Below are 16630 nucleotides of genomic sequence, written 5' to 3'. Positions count from 1 at the left end.
TACCCGTAACGCAAAGCGGTGGCCCGACTCCTTGGGGAGATGGGCCACCGCTTTTGTTGTGTGGTGCTGGGTCGCGGACTAGTTGCGTTGCTGCAGCGCGTCCCGGATTTCGGTGAGCAGGGCTACCTGGGTTTCTTCGGCTGATTCTTCCTTGATGTCCGGGTCGATGCCCAGCCGGCGGTTGCGCCGTTCGATCATGGCGTTCATGGGCATGACCACCACGAAGTAGATGGAAGCGGCAATGAGGACGAAGGAGATGATCGAGGAGATGACGGAGCCATACATAAACCCCTCCCACTGCATATCTTCGATGCCCTTGGCACTGAAAAGCCTGCCGATCAGGGGAGTCAGCAGGCCTTCCACGATGGAGGTGACGACGGCGCCGAAAGCGGCACCCATCACAACGGCGACGGCAAGGTCTACGACGTTGCCCTTCATGATGAAATTCTTGAATCCTGTCAACATAAGACCCAAGCTAGTGCAGGATCATTAACCCTTGATGAAGGCCGGGCAATTTTCCTTGGGCGTGTCTGGAACAAGACAGCGCCACCAGCCGTTCAGAGGTAGCCGGGTGCAGCCTCTACGCCGAAGTATTCTTCCACGGTGTTGATGCCGCGCTGGGCCATCCCGGTGGCAGCCTCCACGCCGATATAGCGCAGGTGCCACGGCTCGTAATAGTAGCCCGTGATGGGGTGGAACATGAGTGGATACCGCACCACAAAGCCGAAGCGGTGACCGTTGGTCCGCGCCCACTGGGCGGCCGGCTGGTCGGCGAAGCACGGTTGGAACGCGCACGCACCGCCGCCGTCGGCAATGTCGAACGCCCAGCCGGTCTGGTGCTCCGAGAAGCCCGGCCGGGCACTCGCCGTATCGGCGTTGGCCTGCCCTCGGCTCGCAACGTAGCCGTTATAGGTGGCCGTCTGCGTGCTGAATGACCGGTAGCCACTGGCAAGGACCACTGTTACGCCGTCGCGTGCCGCGGCAGCGAACATGGCCTCGGCGGCTGCTGCGGTGGTGCTGTTGAGGAGGGCGGCTTCACCGGTAGCGATGCTGGCGATTTCGGGCTGGACCAGATCGGCCGGCGCGAAATTTGCGGGGGAGAGGGGACGGTGCTTGTTGACGATCAGCCACGGACTCGTGGGATCCGTGTGCGAGAACTGCGGCGCTTCGCTGATCGGTGGTGCGGGTGTCGTTGTTGCCGTCGACGTCGCGGAGGGCATGGGGGTAGGGAGCGGCGTCGTGCTGCCCCCTGACGGCGTTGCCGTACTCGCGGGCGACGGCGGACCAGGAGCAGGCGTGCAGGCGGACAGGACACCCAGCCCCGCAGCCACGGCGAGGAAACGGGTGAAGGAGCGCCTGCTGCAGTTGTGGCACACGTGAGTTAAACCTTGCGGAGCAGCATGCGCCGAATCGAGTGGTCCGGGTCCTTCGATAGCACCAACTGGGCGCGGCCACGGGTGGGCAGCACGTTCTCTTCCAGGTTGGGTTCGTTGATGGTCTTCCAGATGTTCCGCGCGGTGCTCTCGGCTTCCTGGTCGGAGAGCGTTGCGTAGCGGTGGAAATAGGAATTCGGCTGGGCAAAAGCAGTCGTCCGTAGGGAACGGAAGCGGTCCACGTACCATTCCTCGATGTAGGAGGTCTTGGCGTCCACATAGATCGAGAAGTCGAAGAAATCACTGAGGGCCAGCCCCTGCCGGCCGTCCTGCCGTGGCCGGGCCGGGGCCAGCACGTTCAGCCCCTCAACGATCAGGACATCCGGCCGGCGGACCACTACCTCGCGGTCGGGGACGATGTCGTAGGTAACGTGCGAGTACCACGGGGCGCGCACTTCCTCGGCACCACCCTTGATCTCGCTGACGAAGCGCAGCAGGGCGCGCCGGTCATAAGACTCTGGGAAGCCTTTCCGCTCTAGCAGGTTCCGCCTCTTCAACTCCGCGAGCGGATACAGGAAGCCGTCAGTGGTGATCAGTTCAACGTTTGGAGTGCCGGGCCAGCGGCGCAGCATCTCGCGGAGCACGCGGGCAATGGTGGATTTTCCCACCGCCACGGAGCCGGCCACGCCAATTACGAACGGGGTGCGCTGGGTTTTTTCGCCAAGGAACGTCGTGGTGGCTGCGTGCAACTGGCCCGCGGCCTCGACGTAGAGATGAAGTAGGCGTGAGAGCGGGAGGTAGACGTCCCGGATTTCCCGCATGTCCAGGGGATCCCCGAGCCCGCGGAGCCGGAGGACGTCCTCCTCATTCAGCGGCTGCTCCATCTGGGCCGCCAGCCTGGACCAGGTATGCCTGTCCAGCTCCACGAACGGGGACGTACCCTCGACGTTCGCCTCATTGCGTTGCAAAGTCACCTAAGCGATTCTGCCCCGGCACCGTCCCAGAATGAAATGCGCTCAGCCTTGGCAGGCTCCCTGCCCGCAATAAATGGGCGCTTCAGGCCACGGCAGAAAATTTAGAACTTCTTGCCACGCCCGATAAGCTTGACCCCATGTGTGGAATCGTGGGATATGTGGGCCGCTCAATTCAAGGCGGAAACGCCAGCTACAGTGCAGTGGACGTGGTCCTTGAAGGACTGCGCCGCCTGGAATACCGGGGTTACGACTCCGCCGGGATAGCTGTCGTCTCCGACGGAGTCATCGAATCGCGCAAAAAGTCAGGCAAGCTCAGCAACCTGATCGCCGAGCTGGAGGCTGCGCCCCTGCCCGTTGCCGGCACCGGAATTGGTCACACCCGATGGGCCACTCACGGCGGACCGACGGACCGTAATGCCCACCCGCACCTTGCCGACGGCGGCAAGCTGGCCGTGATCCACAACGGCATCATCGAGAACTTTGCCGAGCTCAAGCAGGAACTGCTGGCCAGGGGCGCCAGCTTCCTGTCCGAGACGGACACCGAGGTAGCCGCGGCGCTGCTTGCGGAACTTTACCGGGAGGTACGTAGCCGGAACGACGGCGGCGACGCCCTCACCGAGGCCATGCAGCTTGCGTGCCAGCGGCTCGAAGGCGCGTTCACCCTGCTTGCGGTGCACGCTGACCAGCCCGGCGTTGTGGTGGCAGCCCGCCGCAACTCGCCCCTGGTAGTGGGCCTTGGCGACGGCGAAAACTTCCTGGGCTCCGACGTCTCCGGCTTCATCGACTACACCCGCCGGGCCGTGGAACTGGGCCAGGACCAGATCGTCACCATCACGGCTGACTCGGTCGAGATCACCGACTTCCATGGCAACCCTGCCGAGGGCAAGGAATACCACGTCGACTGGGACCCCGCCTCTGCCGAAAAGGGCGGCTTCAGCTCCTTCATGGAGAAGGAAATCCACGACCAACCCGATGCCGTGGCGCAAACCCTGCTGGGGCGCTCCGACATTAACGGCAAGCTCACCCTCGATGAGCTGCGGATCGACCCGGAACTACTCAAGAGCGTCAACAAGATTGTTGTGTTGGCCTGTGGAACCGCAGCGTACGCCGGCACCGTGGCCAAGTACGCCATCGAAAACTGGTGCCGGATTCCCACCGAAGTGGAACTGGCCCACGAATTCCGTTACCGGGACCCCATTCTGGACAGCAACACTCTGGTTGTCTCCATCAGCCAGTCCGGCGAAACCATGGACACCTTGATGGCTGTCCGGTACGCCCGGGAGCAGGGCGCCAAGACCATTTCCATCTGCAACACCAACGGCTCCACCATCCCGCGTGAATCTGATGCAGTGCTCTACACGCACGCAGGCCCCGAGATTGCGGTGGCCTCCACGAAGGCGTTCCTGGCCCAGATCACGGCAGCCTACCTGCTGGGCCTCTACCTGGCACAGCTGCGCGGCAACATCTTCTCCGGCCAGGTCAAGGACGTCCTCGCGGACCTCGCCAAGATCCCGGCCAAGATCCAGACCATCCTCGACAACGCTGGGCCCCTCCGGGAGCTGGCCCGCAGCATGGCCAACGAACGCTCCGTCTTGTTCCTTGGCCGCCACGTGGGCTACCCCGTGGCACTGGAGGGCGCACTCAAGCTCAAAGAGATCGCCTATATCCACGCCGAAGGATTCGCGGCTGGCGAGCTCAAGCACGGTCCGATCGCCCTGATCGACGACGGCCAGCCAGTCTTCGTGGTGGTCCCGTCACCGCGCGGCCGTGACTCACTGCACGCCAAGGTGGTCAGCAACATCCAGGAAGTCCGCGCCCGTGGCGCCCGGACCCTGGTGATCGCCGAGGAAGGCGACGAGGCCGTCAAGGCCTACGCAGAGCAGGTCTTCTACGTCCCGGAGACCCCGGTGTTGCTGATGCCGCTCCTGACGACCGTTCCGCTGCAGATCTTCGCGGCCGAGTTGGCCGCAGCCAAGGGCTACGACGTGGACCAGCCGCGTAACCTCGCCAAGAGCGTCACGGTCGAGTAATGGCGGGGAGCTGCTGCCACCGTAGAGTGGGACCATGATTGTTGGCATTGGCGTAGACGTTGTAGATATCGAGCGGTTCGGCCGCCAGCTTGAGCGGACCCCTGGGTTGCGGGATCGCCTGTTTGTGCCTGCAGAGCGAGAGTTGAACGCCAGGTCCCTGGCGGCCCGGTTCGCCGCAAAGGAAGCCGTGGCCAAGGTTTTGGGCGCGCCGGCAGGCATGAACTGGCAGGACTGCTGGATCGGACTGGACAGCAACGGTCCCACGGTCCAAATCAAGGGGACCGTGCTGGCGGTGGCCAAGGAAAAGGGCGTCAAGCGCTGGCACCTGTCCATCAGCCACGACGGCGGCATCGCGACAGCAACGGTTGTGGCCGAGGGCTGAGCCGCCCGCCCATGATTTACGCCTATACGGGAACCCAAGTCCGCGCAGCCGAGCAGCCACTGCTGGCTGCGGGGCGCGGGCACGCGCTCATGCAACAAGCCGCCTACGGTCTTGCTACCGAAGTGATCCGCACTCTCCGCAGGCGCGGCCAGCGCGTGTACGGGACGTCCGTGGCCATCCTGGTGGGTAAGGGAAACAACGGCGGTGACGGCCTCTATGCGGGAGCGTTCCTCGCCGGCCGTGGACTGCGGACGACGGCGGTCCTTACCACCGGTTCAGCCCCCCCGGACGCGCTGGCAGCCTTCCGCCGGGCTGGCGGGTGGGTCGAGGAACTGACGGCGGCCACGCTGCCGCGGCTGGCCCACGCGACCGCAGCGGCCGACGTCGTCATTGACGCCATGCTGGGCACCGGCGCCCGCGGCGGCCTCAACGGACTTACTGCCGACTTGGTGCTGGCCATCGGTGCCGCACAGGACCGCGGTCCAGGACTGATAGTGGCTTGCGACGTGCCCAGCGGCGTGGATGCAGGGACCGGAACTGCGGTGTCTCCGGTCTTGCCGGCGGACCTCACGGTCACGTTCGGCGCCGCCAAGATTGGGCTGCTGGCGAACCCTGGGGCCGGATACACCGGGGACGTGGTGGTGGTGCCGATCGGGCTTGAACCCTATCTGCCAATTCCCCCGCTCCAGCGCGTGGAACGCCACGACCTCACGGCACTGCTCCCCACACCTGCCCGCGACGCCCACAAATACACGCGTGGTGTCCTCGGCATCGTCGCAGGGTCCGCAGAGTTCCCCGGCGCGGCCGTCCTGGCCTGCCGTGGCGCACTGGCCGCAGGTGTGGGAATGGTCCGCTACTTCGGTCCGCCCGAGGCCGCGGAGCTGGTGCGGCAGGCTTGTCCAGAGGTGGTCTGCAGCGACTCATCCGTTTCTGCTGCCCATGTCCAGGCGTGGATGGTGGGCTCGGGTATCGGGCCAGCTGACACCGAACAGTTGGCCCGCTGCACGGCGGCGATCGGGTCGGGCCTCCCCGTGGTGGTTGACGCCGGAGCTCTCCCGGTCCTGCCGGACACGGTGGCATCTCACATCCTCCTGACGCCGCACGCCGGTGAACTTGCTGGCCTGTTGAGCAGGATTTCCGGCGCTACCAATCGGCCAGCGGTGGAGACGGACACTTTGTTGGCTGCGCGGACCGCCGCCGACCTGACAGGGGCCACCGTCCTCCTCAAGGGCGCCACCACATTGGTTGCCGCACCCCGGTCGGTCGTGTTCAGCCAGGCAGACGGGACGCCTTGGCTTGCGACCGCCGGCAGCGGCGACGTCCTGGCGGGGATGATCGGTGGGCTGTTCGCCCAGTCGGGGCCCGACGTCGGCCGCTACCTGGTGCCCGGCCGCACCGAAGCGGGGCCATGGGCGGTTCTGGCCGCGCTAGGAGCGTCGCTGCACGGATTGGCTGGCCAAGCGGCGTCGGCCGCAGCCGACGGCGGTCCGATCACCGCCGGACAGGTCGCCGACGCTTTACCTCACGTCTGGGGAAAACACAGCATGCTTAGTAATTAGGTGCGCCAGATACGTAATAGTCATACCCACCCACTACGGTAGGCAGTAGTTCGCATCGGCAGCGGGGCGTTCGATTCCCTGTTGCCGAAAACACCTGAGGAGCATCATGGAAGTCTGGCCTGGAACCGCATATCCGCTTGGCGCCACGTTCAACGGCACCGGCACCAATTTCGCCTTGTTCAGCGAGCAGGCAGAGAAGGTGGAACTCTGCCTCCTGGCTGATGACCTGACCGAAACCCGCGTTGAACTGACCGAGGTGGACGGCTACGTGTGGCACTGCTACCTACCGCACATCCAACCCGGCCAGAAATACGGCTACCGCGTCCACGGACCCTACGATCCCGCCAATGGGAACCGGTTCAACGCCAACAAGCTCTTGCTGGACCCTTACGTCAAGGCTGTGGAGGGCCAGATCGACTGGGACCCCTCCCTCTTTTCCTACGAGTTCGGCGACCCCGACTCACGCAACGACGACGATTCCGCAAAGCACACCATGCACGGCGTGGTCATCAACCCCTTCTTTGAGTGGGACGGCGACCGCCAGCTCCGAATCCCGTACCACGAGTCGGTAATTTATGAGGCCCACGTCAAGGGCCTGACTCAGCTGCACCCCGAGGTCCCCGAGGAACAACGAGGCACATATGCCGGCGTCGCTCACCCGGCCGTCATCGAGCACCTCAAGAAACTCGGCGCCACAGCCATCGAGCTCATGCCAGTGCACCAGTTCGTCAACGACGGCACGCTAATGGAAAAAGGCCTGAACAACTACTGGGGCTACAACACCATTGGCTTCTTCGCGCCGCAAAACACCTACAGCTCCGCCGGGGATGTGGGAAACCAGGTCCAGGAATTCAAGGCCATGGTCCGCGATCTACACCGCGCCGGCATCGAAGTCATCTTGGACGTGGTCTACAACCACACCGCCGAAGGCAACCACCTGGGCCCCAATCTCTCCTTCAAGGGCATCGACAACCAGGCCTACTACCGCCTGGTCGACGGCGACCACAAGCACTACATGGACTACACCGGCACGGGAAACTCCCTGAACGTCCGGCACCCGCATTCCCTGCAGTTGCTGATGGATTCCCTCCGGTACTGGGTTACGGAAATGCACGTGGACGGATTCCGGTTCGACCTCGCCTCCACGCTGGCCCGGGAGTTTTACGACGTTGACAAACTGTCCACGTTCTTCGAACTGATCCAGCAGGACCCGATCGTTTCGCAGGTCAAACTGATTGCAGAGCCGTGGGATGTTGGCCCCGGCGGCTACCAGGTTGGAAACTTCCCGCCCCAGTGGACCGAATGGAACGGCAAGTACCGGGACACGGTCCGCGATTTCTGGCGCGGCGAACACGCCACGCTGGGTGAATTCGCGTCCCGCCTGACCGGCTCTGCCGATCTTTATGAAAGCTCTGCCCGTCGCCCTGTCGCGTCCATCAACTTCGTCACCGCCCATGACGGCTTCACCATGCGCGACCTCGTCTCCTACAACGAGAAGCACAACGACGCGAACGGGGAAGGCAACAACGACGGCGAGTCGCACAACAGGTCCTGGAATTGCGGGGCCGAGGGCGACACGGATGACGAAAAGGTCCTGACCCTCCGCGCCCGGCAGCAGCGGAACTTCCTGGCAACCCTGTTGCTCTCCCAGGGCGTGCCCATGGTGCTTCACGGTGATGAGCTCGGCCGGACGCAGCAGGGCAACAACAACACCTACTGCCAGGACTCGGAACTCAGTTGGATCCACTGGGACGCCATGGACCAACCCCTGGTTGAGTTCACGTCCTTCGTGAACAAGCTCCGGCACGACCATCCGACCTTCCGCCGCAGCCGCTTCTTCGACGGACGTCCCGTCCGCCGTGGCGAAGGCGAGAAGCTGCCGGACATTGTTTGGCTGCGGACCGACGGCACCGAAATGCTGCCGGAGGACTGGGGAAACGGGTTCGGCCGGACCATCGGCGTCTTCTACAACGGCGACGGCATCCAGGAGAAGGATTTCCGCGGCCGTCGGATCACCGATGACAGCTTCCTCATGACGTTCAACGCCCATGACGACAGCGTCGACTTCCTCCTCCCGTCAGAGGAATACGCCCAGTTCTGGGAAGTCATGATCGACACCGCTGCCCAGGCCGACGACTACGAACCGCTCAAGGCTGGTGCCACGATCACCCTGGATGCCAAGTCCATGGTGGTGCTGCGCGCCTACTCTGGTCCCGAAGCCGAAGTGGACGTCTCCGCCGCCGCTTCCCTGGCCTCCATGGCCGACCACGAGGAAGCCCAGGAAGAGATGGTAGAGGCGCAGACCAAGGCGGCCGAAGCCAGCGAAGCGAAGGCCACGGCCGCAAGTGCCACCGAAGAGAAGGCGGATGGAGAGTGAAGGTTCCCACCTCCACCTACCGACTCCAGATCCGGCCCAGTTTCACCCTGTTCGACGCTGCCAACACTGTCCCGTACCTGAAGCAGCTTGGCATTGATTGGGTCTACCTCTCGCCGATCCTGACGGCGGAGCAGGGCTCTGATCACGGCTACGACGTCACCAATCCCGCCGCCGTCGATCCTGACCGCGGCGGGCCGGCTGGCCTGTTGGCCCTATCAACTGCAGCCAGAGAACACGGTCTGGGCGTCCTCGTGGACATCGTGCCTAACCACGTGGGCGTGGCCACGCCAGCACAGAATCCCTGGTGGTGGTCGCTCTTGGCGGAGGGCCAAGGGTCACCCTACGCCGACGCCTTCGACGTGGACTGGGAGCTTGCCGGCGGCAAGGTTCGGCTGCCCATGCTGGGCTCGGATGCGGACCTTGGCAAACTCGAAATCGTGGACGGCGAGTTGCGGTACTACGACCACCGCTTCCCGCTGGCTGCCGGTACCTACTCTGACGGCGACACTCCTCAGGAGGTCCACGCCCGCCAGCACTACGAGCTGATGGACTGGCGGCGGGCAGACGCGGAACTCAACTATCGCCGATTCTTTGCCGTCACCACCTTGGCCGGGATCAGGGTGGAGGACCCTCGGGTCTTCCACGAAGCCCACGCCGAGGTAGGCCGTTGGTTCGCCGAGGACCTGGTAGACGGGCTGCGCGTAGACCACCCGGACGGACTCGCCGATCCCAGCGGCTACCTGCGCTGGCTCAAGGACCTCAGCGGCGGCGCCTACGTCCTGGTGGAGAAAATCCTCGAGCCCGGAGAGGTGCTAGCCGGCGACTTCGCCTGCGAAGGCACCACCGGCTACGACGCGCTGGCCGATATCGACAGGGTCTTCATTGACCCCGCCGGCCAACCAGGCCTGGACCAGTTGGATGCGGAACTCCGCGGGAGCTCCACCCTGGCTGATTACGAAGCGATGATCCATGGCACCAAGCGCGATGTGGCAGACGGGATGTTGCGGTCGGAGATCCTCCGGCTGGCGCGCCTGGTCCCCACCGCCGCTGGGTTGGACGTGGCGCACGCCGCTGACGCAATTGCCGAGATCATCGCCAACTTCCCGGTTTACCGGACTTACCTTCCCATCGGCGCCGAAGTCCTCGAAGCTGCCGTCCAGGGCGCGGCGGGGCACCGGCCGGACCTAGGCTCGGCCGTTGCAGTCCTCTTGCCGCTGCTCCTGGACGCGGACACTCCGCTGGCCATCCGCTTCCAGCAGACGTCAGGTATGGTGATGGCCAAGGGCGTTGAAGACACTGCGTTTTATCGCTACACCCGGCTGGGTACCCTCACGGAAGTGGGCGCCGACCCCACCCACTTCGCCGTGGATGTGCCGGAGTTTCACCTCCGCATGCAGGAGCGCCAGCGGGACCTGCCGCTGTCCATGACCACGCTGTCCACGCATGACACCAAGCGCAGCGAAGACACCCGGGCCCGAATCTCGGTGCTGTCCGAGATTCCGGACCAGTGGGCGGCAACCCTGTCCGTACTCCGGGACGCAGCGCCCATCGCGGATGGACCCTTCGCCAACCTCCTCTGGCAGGCAGTGGTTGGGTCCTGGCCAGCCAGCAGGGAGCGGCTGCAGGCCTATGCCACCAAGGCAGCCCGAGAAGCGGCCAATTCCACTACCTGGACAGACCCGGACGCCGACTTTGAAGCCACCGTTTCTGCAGCTGTGGACGCCGTCTTCGACGATGACCGGGTAGCTTCGGCCCTGGCCGGGCTTGTTGCCAAGATCGATGCTGCTGCCGCGGCGAATTCGCTCGGGGCCAAGCTTGTCCAACTCACCATGCCCGGCGTCCCCGACGTCTACCAGGGCAGTGAGTTCTGGGAACGTTCCCTGGCCGACCCCGACAACCGGCGCGCTGTCGACTTCGACGTCCGACGCCGGGAACTGGCACTGATTGACGCTGGTGATGCGCCGGCAGGTGGCACCGAAGCAAGCAAACTGCTGGTCACCTCACGGGCGCTCCGGCTCCGCCGGGACCGGCCGGAACTCTTCGTCGGGTACCAGCCGCTCGAGGCCAGCGGCCCTGCGGCCCAGCACGTGCTCGCTTTTGCGCGCGGCGACTCCCTGTCGGCGCCCGGCGCGGTGACAGTGACGGCCCGGCTACCCCTGGGGCTGGCAGCCGACGGCGGCTGGCGCGACACCGCCGTCGACCTTTCCCTGGCAATGCGGGACGAGCTCACGGGTGCAACCTACCCGCCGGGTCGGACCTTGTTGGCGGAATTGCTGGGAACCTATTCCGTGGCCTTGTTGGCACCGGTGGACGGAGCAGTGAAATGACTGTGGTGAACACGGGAACCGACCGTTTCGACGTGTGGGCACCGGACGCTTCGAGCGTGGTGCTGGTGGCAGCCGGCCAGCACCACACCATGGCGCCGAAGTCAGCCCAGCCCGGCGCCGAGGGCTGGTGGTCCGCTCCGGACGCGCCAGCAACCGCTGAGGTGGACTACGGCTACCTGCTCGACGGCGATTCCACGCCGCTGCCCGATCCCAGGTCCCGGCGCGTCCCGGCCGGGGTACACGCCCTCTCGCGTACCTACGATCCCGCCAGTCACCAGTGGCAGGACAGCGCGTGGCAGGGCAAGGAACTCCAGGGCGCCGTGGTCTACGAACTCCACATTGGCACCTTCACTCCGGACGGAACCCTCGATGCGGCGGCCGCCAAGCTCAGCTATTTGGCAGAGCTCGGCGTCGACTTCGTGGAATTGCTCCCGGTCAACGGCTTCAACGGCACCCACAACTGGGGTTACGACGGCGTCCAGTGGTATGCAGTCCACGAAGGCTACGGTGGGCCAGCGGCCTACCAGCGCTTCGTCGACGCAGCCCATGCAGCCGGCTTGGGCGTCATCCAAGACGTGGTGTACAACCACCTGGGCCCGAGCGGGAACTACCTGCCACGCTTCGGGCCGTACCTGAAACAGGGCGACGCCACCACGTGGGGCGACTCGGTGAACCTCGACGGGCCAGGCTCGGACGTGGTCCGCGACTACATCCTCGACAACGCTGCCCTCTGGCTGCGTGACTACCACGTGGATGGCCTCCGACTCGATGCCGTGCATGCCCTCAAGGATGAGCGGGCAGTCCACATCCTTGAGGATCTCGCCGCGCTGGGGGATACCATCGCTGCCGAGACAGGCCTGCCTCGCACCCTCATCGCGGAGTCCGACCTCAACAACCCCAGGCTGATGTACCCACGCTCCACGAACGGGTATGGGCTGGCCGGGCAGTGGAGCGACGACTTCCACCACGCCGTGCACGTCAGTGTTAGCGGCGAAACCACCGGGTACTACTCCGATTTCGCATCCCTCGGGGTGCTGGCCAAGGTCCTGAAGGACGGGTTCCTGCATGACGGCAGCTACTCCAGCTTCCGCGGCCGGCACCACGGCAGGCCCATTGACGCTTCGCTGGTGCAACCGGCAGCGCTGGTGGTCTGCAACCAAAACCACGACCAGATCGGCAACCGGGCTGTGGGGGACAGGTTGTCCCAGTCCCTGGAGTTCGGGCAGTTGGCCGTGGCCGCCGTCCTGACCCTGACCTCGCCGTTCACGCCCATGTTGTTCATGGGTGAGGAGTATGGCGCCACCACACCCTGGCAGTTCTTCACCTCGCACCCTGAGCCGGAGTTGGGCAAGGCCACCGCGGAAGGACGCATCCGGGAGTTCGAACGCATGGGGTGGGATCCCGCCGTCGTACCCGATCCACAGGACCCGGAGACTTTCCTGCGCTCCAAACTGGACTGGACCGAGGCCGAAACCGGCGATCACGCCCGCCTGCTGTCGCTGTACCGGTCCCTGACCGCGCTGCGCCGCGAGCACCCCGAGCTCGCCGGGCTGGGATTCGCGGCGACGGAGGTCTCGTGCGACGACGCCGCCGGGTGGCTGCGATTCCGGCGCGGCGCGATCGAAGTGTTGCTGAACTTTTCGACGGCGGAACTCCGGTTGGGGAATGTCAGTGGGACGGTTTCGTTGAGCACCGAGGCAGCCGCGCAGCTTGTGGCTGGCTCGCTGGTGCTCCCCGCGTGGAGTGCCGCAATCGTGCAGGACTGACGTGGTTCGCCGCGGGCTGGCGCTCTCAGCCCGCGGCGAAACACCCCCGCGCCGTTCTGTTGCCTGCATCACAGGTGGCAGGATGAACGTATGACTTATTCAGCTGCGGACAACCGCTATGAATCGATGCCCTACCGCCGCGTTGGACGCAGCGGACTCAAGCTCCCCGCCATCTCCCTGGGACTCTGGCATAACTTCGGTGACGACAAGCCGTTCGAAACCCAGCGCGCCATCCTGCGCCGTGCGTTCGACCTCGGCGTCACCCACTTCGATCTCGCCAACAACTACGGGCCACCCTACGGAACCTCCGAGACCAACTTTGGCCGGCACTTCCAGGACGACTTCAAGCCCTACCGCGACGAACTCATCATCTCCAGCAAGGCCGGCTATGACATGTGGCCCGGACCCTACGGCAACTGGGGTTCCCGCAAATACCTGCTGGCCAGCTTGGACCAGTCCCTGACGCGGATGGGCCTGGACTATGTGGACATCTTCTACAGCCACCGCCCTGACCCGGAAACTCCCCTGGAAGAGACCATGGGAGCGTTGGACTCTGCCGTCCGGTCCGGCAAGGCCCTCTACGCGGGGATCTCCTCCTACACCCCGGAACAGACCTTGGAAGCGGCCAGGATCCTCAAGGAAATGGGCACCCCGCTGCTGATCCACCAGCCCAGCTACTCCATGCTGAACCGCTGGACCGAGAACGGGACCCCCAACCTGTATGAGGCCCTGGAGCAAGTTGGTGCCGGCTCCATCGCCTTCTCCCCGCTCGCGCAAGGAATGCTCACCGACCGCTACCTCAACGGCGTGCCCGCAGACTCACGCGCTGCACAGCACAAATCCCTGGACCAGGGCATGATCACTGACGAGAACCTCGGCAGGATCCGCGGGCTCAACACCATCGCCGAGGGGAGGGGCCAAACGCTCGCGCAGCTGGCCATCGCCTGGATCCTCCGCGAGCAGGGCAAGGGCTCCTCGGTCACCTCCGCGCTGGTGGGAGCGTCCAGTGTCCGCCAACTCGAAGACACCCTCGCAGCAGTCAACAACCTCGACTTCACCGCCGACGAGCTGCACGCCATTGACGAATTCGCCATGGAATCGGACATCAACCTCTGGAAGCAGAAGTAACCTCCTGTTCAATCGGGCGTAGTTGACTTCACCATGCGGGGGCCGGGAACAAACTCGGCCCCCGCATGGTTAGGTAAGATGTTAGGGCGCCGGTTGGTGCACTGCCAGCGCGCCGCCGTCGTACTTTCCAGTATTGACCGCCCTGGCAGCTGAGTTTGTCTTCAAAGGAGTTCCGTGTCTGCAAATCCGATTCGTGTTGCCATCGTTGGTGTGGGTAACTGCGCCGCCTCGCTCGTACAGGGTGTGCACTACTACCGCGACGCCGATCCCCAGGCCACGATCCCGGGTCTGATGCACGTTGAATTCGGCAAGTATCACGTCAATGACGTCGAGTTCGTTGCCGCGTTCGATGTCGATGGCAAGAAAGTCGGCGTTGACCTCGCAGACGCCATCCTGGCCAGCGAAAACAACACCATCAAAATCGCCGAGGTTCCCCCCACCGGTGTCACCGTTCAGCGCGGTCACACCCTGGACGGGCTCGGCAAGTACTACCTCGAGACCATTGAGCAGTCCACGGACGAACCCGTCAACGTGGTGCAGGCCCTCAAGGACGCCAAAGTAGACGTCATGGTCTGCTACTTGCCCGTCGGTTCACAGCAGGCTGCTGAGTTCTACGCGCAGGCTGCCATCGACGCGGGCGTCGGGTTCGTCAACGCCCTCCCCGTGTTCATTGCCGGCACCAAGGAATGGGCCGACAAGTTCACCGCTGCAGGCGTCCCGATCGTGGGCGACGATATCAAGAGCCAGATCGGCGCCACCATCACGCACCGCGTCATGGCAAAGTTGTTCGAAGACCGCGGCGTGACCCTGGACCGCACGTACCAGCTCAACGTTGGTGGCAACATGGACTTCAAGAACATGTTGGAGCGGGACCGCCTCGAGTCCAAGAAGATCTCCAAGACCCAGGCCGTCACGTCCAACGTGCAGGCTGACCTGGCTGCCAAGGACGTCCACATCGGCCCGTCCGACTACGTCCAGTGGCTCGACGACCGCAAATGGGCCTTCGTCCGCCTCGAAGGCCGCAACTTCGGTGACGCCCCGGTCTCGCTGGAATACAAGCTCGAAGTCTGGGATTCACCCAACTCCGCCGGCGTGATCATCGACGCCATCCGTGCCGCCAAGATCGGCCTGGACCGCGGCGTGGGCGGCCCGCTGCTCTCCGCCTCCAGCTACTTCATGAAGTCGCCGCCGGAGCAGTTCAACGACGACATCGCCCGCGAAAAGGTTGAAGCCTTCATCCGCGGCGACTTGGAGCGCTAGGCCGCCCTGCTGTCTCAGACGCTCTCCCACCCGGCAGGGTGGGGGAGCGTTTTTGCATCCCTCCCGGACTTGTTGCGTTGGTTTCCGCATCCCTCCCGGGGTTGTTGCGTTGGTTTCCTCATCCCTCCCGGAGAACTGGTTCTAGACCGGGACGCGGGAAGGCTCGACGGCGGCTGCCAACTCACAGCAGGTGGTCCTCTTTGGAGCGGGGACAGTTCGTCCTGGCAGCGACTGCTGGCACCTTCGGTTCAGAGAAGCGGCGTCAGCCCACGTCAGCGAAGCCAGAAGCCGCTGGCCAATCGAGCCGGCTACTGTGCAAAGACCTTCGTACTGTCTCTGTTGCCTGGACGAAATCGTCCGCGAGATCTTCCTTGCCAAAGATCAAAACTGTGTAGCCGGCAGATTCGAAAGCACGATCACGACGTTTGTCACTCATGGTCTGCGGCTCCGAACGGTGATGCTCGCCGTCGTACTGGATGGCAATCTGTTGACGTCGATAGCCGAGATCTGCCGAGGGCGAATTCAGGTCGAGAGGCCGCAAGCGCAGTTGCAGTTCGGGATCGGGGAGGCCTGCATCGCCCATGGCCAAGCGCAGGAAAGTTTCCGGCGCCGAGTCTGAGCCAACGCGAACGAGTTCCAAGGCCTCTCGAGCACGCTGGACACCTTGCAGATTTGGGTGTCGACTAATCATCAAGCGCAATCCGGAAACAGTGTCGAAAGGATCGGAGCGATCCTCAAATTGCGCGCGCGGCAGCCTAATCAGTTGATCTCCCATGCACACTACGTCGTAGAGCGAAAGCCGCCTTGCCAGGTCAAGCCAAGTCCTGGACCGCGTGCTGATTCGCATGCCGCCATACGATTCCACCTCGTCCGCGTGGACGACGACTTCATGGCCCAAAACGCCACGCCGATGTACTGATTTCAGAGCTCGCGGCTTACTGAGGTGAAGTTCGTCCGAATCAGCTAGCCAAGGCGGTAGGAAAAGACCCTGTAGCCGCGCCGCAGTCACATGCGAAATCCAGGCCCCCGGCGAGATCGCAGACAACGCTCGGGCAGCCTCGGCGAGTTCGAAGTCCCAACGACTCGGCCGGTAGAGTCCGCGGCTGACGTGCGTTACATCATGCTGCCTGATGCGGTTCGCCGAAAGCCCGGCCGAGCGGGCTTCAGCCACAGTGAACGGCACCGACGCCAATTCGGGAGGCAAATCGTCACGCATAAACATGGCAGCATTCTTGCCCAATTTGCGGAACCTTGCAGAAGTTATCCACAGGCCGGTTTCCGCCCGCCGGAAACTCCGGGAGGGTTGCCCGATCAGGCGTAAAAACTCCGGGAGGGTTGGTGGAACGGGCGTGAAATGAACTGCTCCCCAAATGTTGGACTGAGAAATTTTCAGTTCCGATGTGAGGGGAGCAGTTTTATGTGTTCGCGTAGTTCGTTGTCTGTGGTGCAGCGGG

General features: G+C 64.1%; 12 protein-coding genes. 8 read left to right on the top strand and 4 right to left on the bottom strand.

Translation table 11 applies throughout. The features are described 5' to 3' along the window. Positions 1 to 78: 78 nt before the first annotated feature. The 3 genes from mscL to coaA all read right to left on the bottom strand — a co-directional run bounded on the left by mscL (position 79) and on the right by coaA (position 2347). Entirely contained in the window at positions 79 to 465 is a 387-nt protein-coding gene (mscL, locus tag PSET11_RS11545; RefSeq protein WP_124092451.1) for a large conductance mechanosensitive channel protein MscL, read from the bottom strand. Between the two features lie 92 nt (positions 466 to 557). Next, a complete protein-coding gene (locus PSET11_RS11540; protein ID WP_124092448.1) occupies positions 558 to 1376 on the bottom strand; it encodes a M15 family metallopeptidase in 819 nt (272 codons plus the stop codon). A 5-nt stretch (positions 1377 to 1381) separates the two neighbouring features. Continuing rightward, positions 1382 to 2347 (bottom strand): type I pantothenate kinase, encoded by a 966-nt coding sequence (gene coaA / locus PSET11_RS11535; RefSeq protein WP_124092445.1) that lies wholly within the window; start codon positions 2345 to 2347, stop codon positions 1382 to 1384. Between the two features lie 137 nt (positions 2348 to 2484). Between coaA and glmS the strand changes: the two genes are divergently transcribed. From glmS to PSET11_RS11495, 8 genes are all read left to right on the top strand, one after another. Then, positions 2485 to 4377, top strand: coding sequence for a glutamine--fructose-6-phosphate transaminase (isomerizing) (gene glmS / locus PSET11_RS11530; protein WP_124092443.1), 1893 nt, complete (start codon positions 2485 to 2487; stop codon positions 4375 to 4377). Positions 4378 to 4411: 34 nt separating this feature from the next. Then, positions 4412 to 4759 (top strand): holo-ACP synthase, encoded by a 348-nt coding sequence (locus tag PSET11_RS11525; RefSeq protein ID WP_124092441.1) that lies wholly within the window; start codon positions 4412 to 4414, stop codon positions 4757 to 4759. A gap of 11 nt (positions 4760 to 4770) precedes the next feature. After that, positions 4771 to 6318 carry an NAD(P)H-hydrate epimerase gene (locus PSET11_RS11520; protein ID WP_124092439.1) on the top strand — a complete coding sequence of 516 codons (1548 nt, stop codon included), beginning with the start codon at positions 4771 to 4773 and terminating at the stop codon, positions 6316 to 6318. 106 nt (positions 6319 to 6424) lie between these two features. Further along, complete coding sequence (gene glgX / locus PSET11_RS11515) at positions 6425 to 8695, top strand: glycogen debranching protein GlgX (RefSeq protein ID WP_124092437.1); 2271 nt, start codon at positions 6425 to 6427, stop codon at positions 8693 to 8695. Next, positions 8692 to 11022, top strand: a complete 2331-nt coding sequence (gene treY, locus PSET11_RS11510; RefSeq protein WP_124092435.1) for a malto-oligosyltrehalose synthase — start codon at positions 8692 to 8694, stop codon at positions 11020 to 11022. Before glgX ends, treY begins: the two co-directional genes overlap by 4 nt. Continuing rightward, complete coding sequence (treZ, locus tag PSET11_RS11505; RefSeq protein ID WP_124092433.1) at positions 11019 to 12788, top strand: malto-oligosyltrehalose trehalohydrolase; 1770 nt, start codon at positions 11019 to 11021, stop codon at positions 12786 to 12788. The genes treY and treZ overlap by 4 nt, the downstream gene beginning before the upstream one ends. A 90-nt stretch (positions 12789 to 12878) precedes the next feature. Next, positions 12879 to 13916 (top strand): L-glyceraldehyde 3-phosphate reductase, encoded by a 1038-nt coding sequence (gene mgrA, locus PSET11_RS11500; RefSeq protein WP_124092431.1) that lies wholly within the window; start codon positions 12879 to 12881, stop codon positions 13914 to 13916. Between the two features lie 174 nt (positions 13917 to 14090). Then, positions 14091 to 15176 (top strand): inositol-3-phosphate synthase, encoded by a 1086-nt coding sequence (locus PSET11_RS11495; protein WP_124092429.1) that lies wholly within the window; start codon positions 14091 to 14093, stop codon positions 15174 to 15176. A 262-nt stretch (positions 15177 to 15438) separates the two neighbouring features. On the opposite strand, the gene PSET11_RS11490 is transcribed toward PSET11_RS11495, so the two are convergent. Continuing rightward, the coding region (locus PSET11_RS11490; protein WP_345788827.1) for a DUF559 domain-containing protein at positions 15439 to 16630 on the bottom strand (1192 nt) is incomplete at its 5' end.

The sequence above is a fragment of the Arthrobacter ulcerisalmonis genome, assembly GCF_900609065.1.
Taxonomy (GTDB): domain Bacteria; phylum Actinomycetota; class Actinomycetes; order Actinomycetales; family Micrococcaceae; genus Arthrobacter; species Arthrobacter ulcerisalmonis.
The sequence above is the reverse complement of the archived record's forward strand: the minus strand, read 5'-3'. Positions and strand labels throughout refer to the sequence as shown.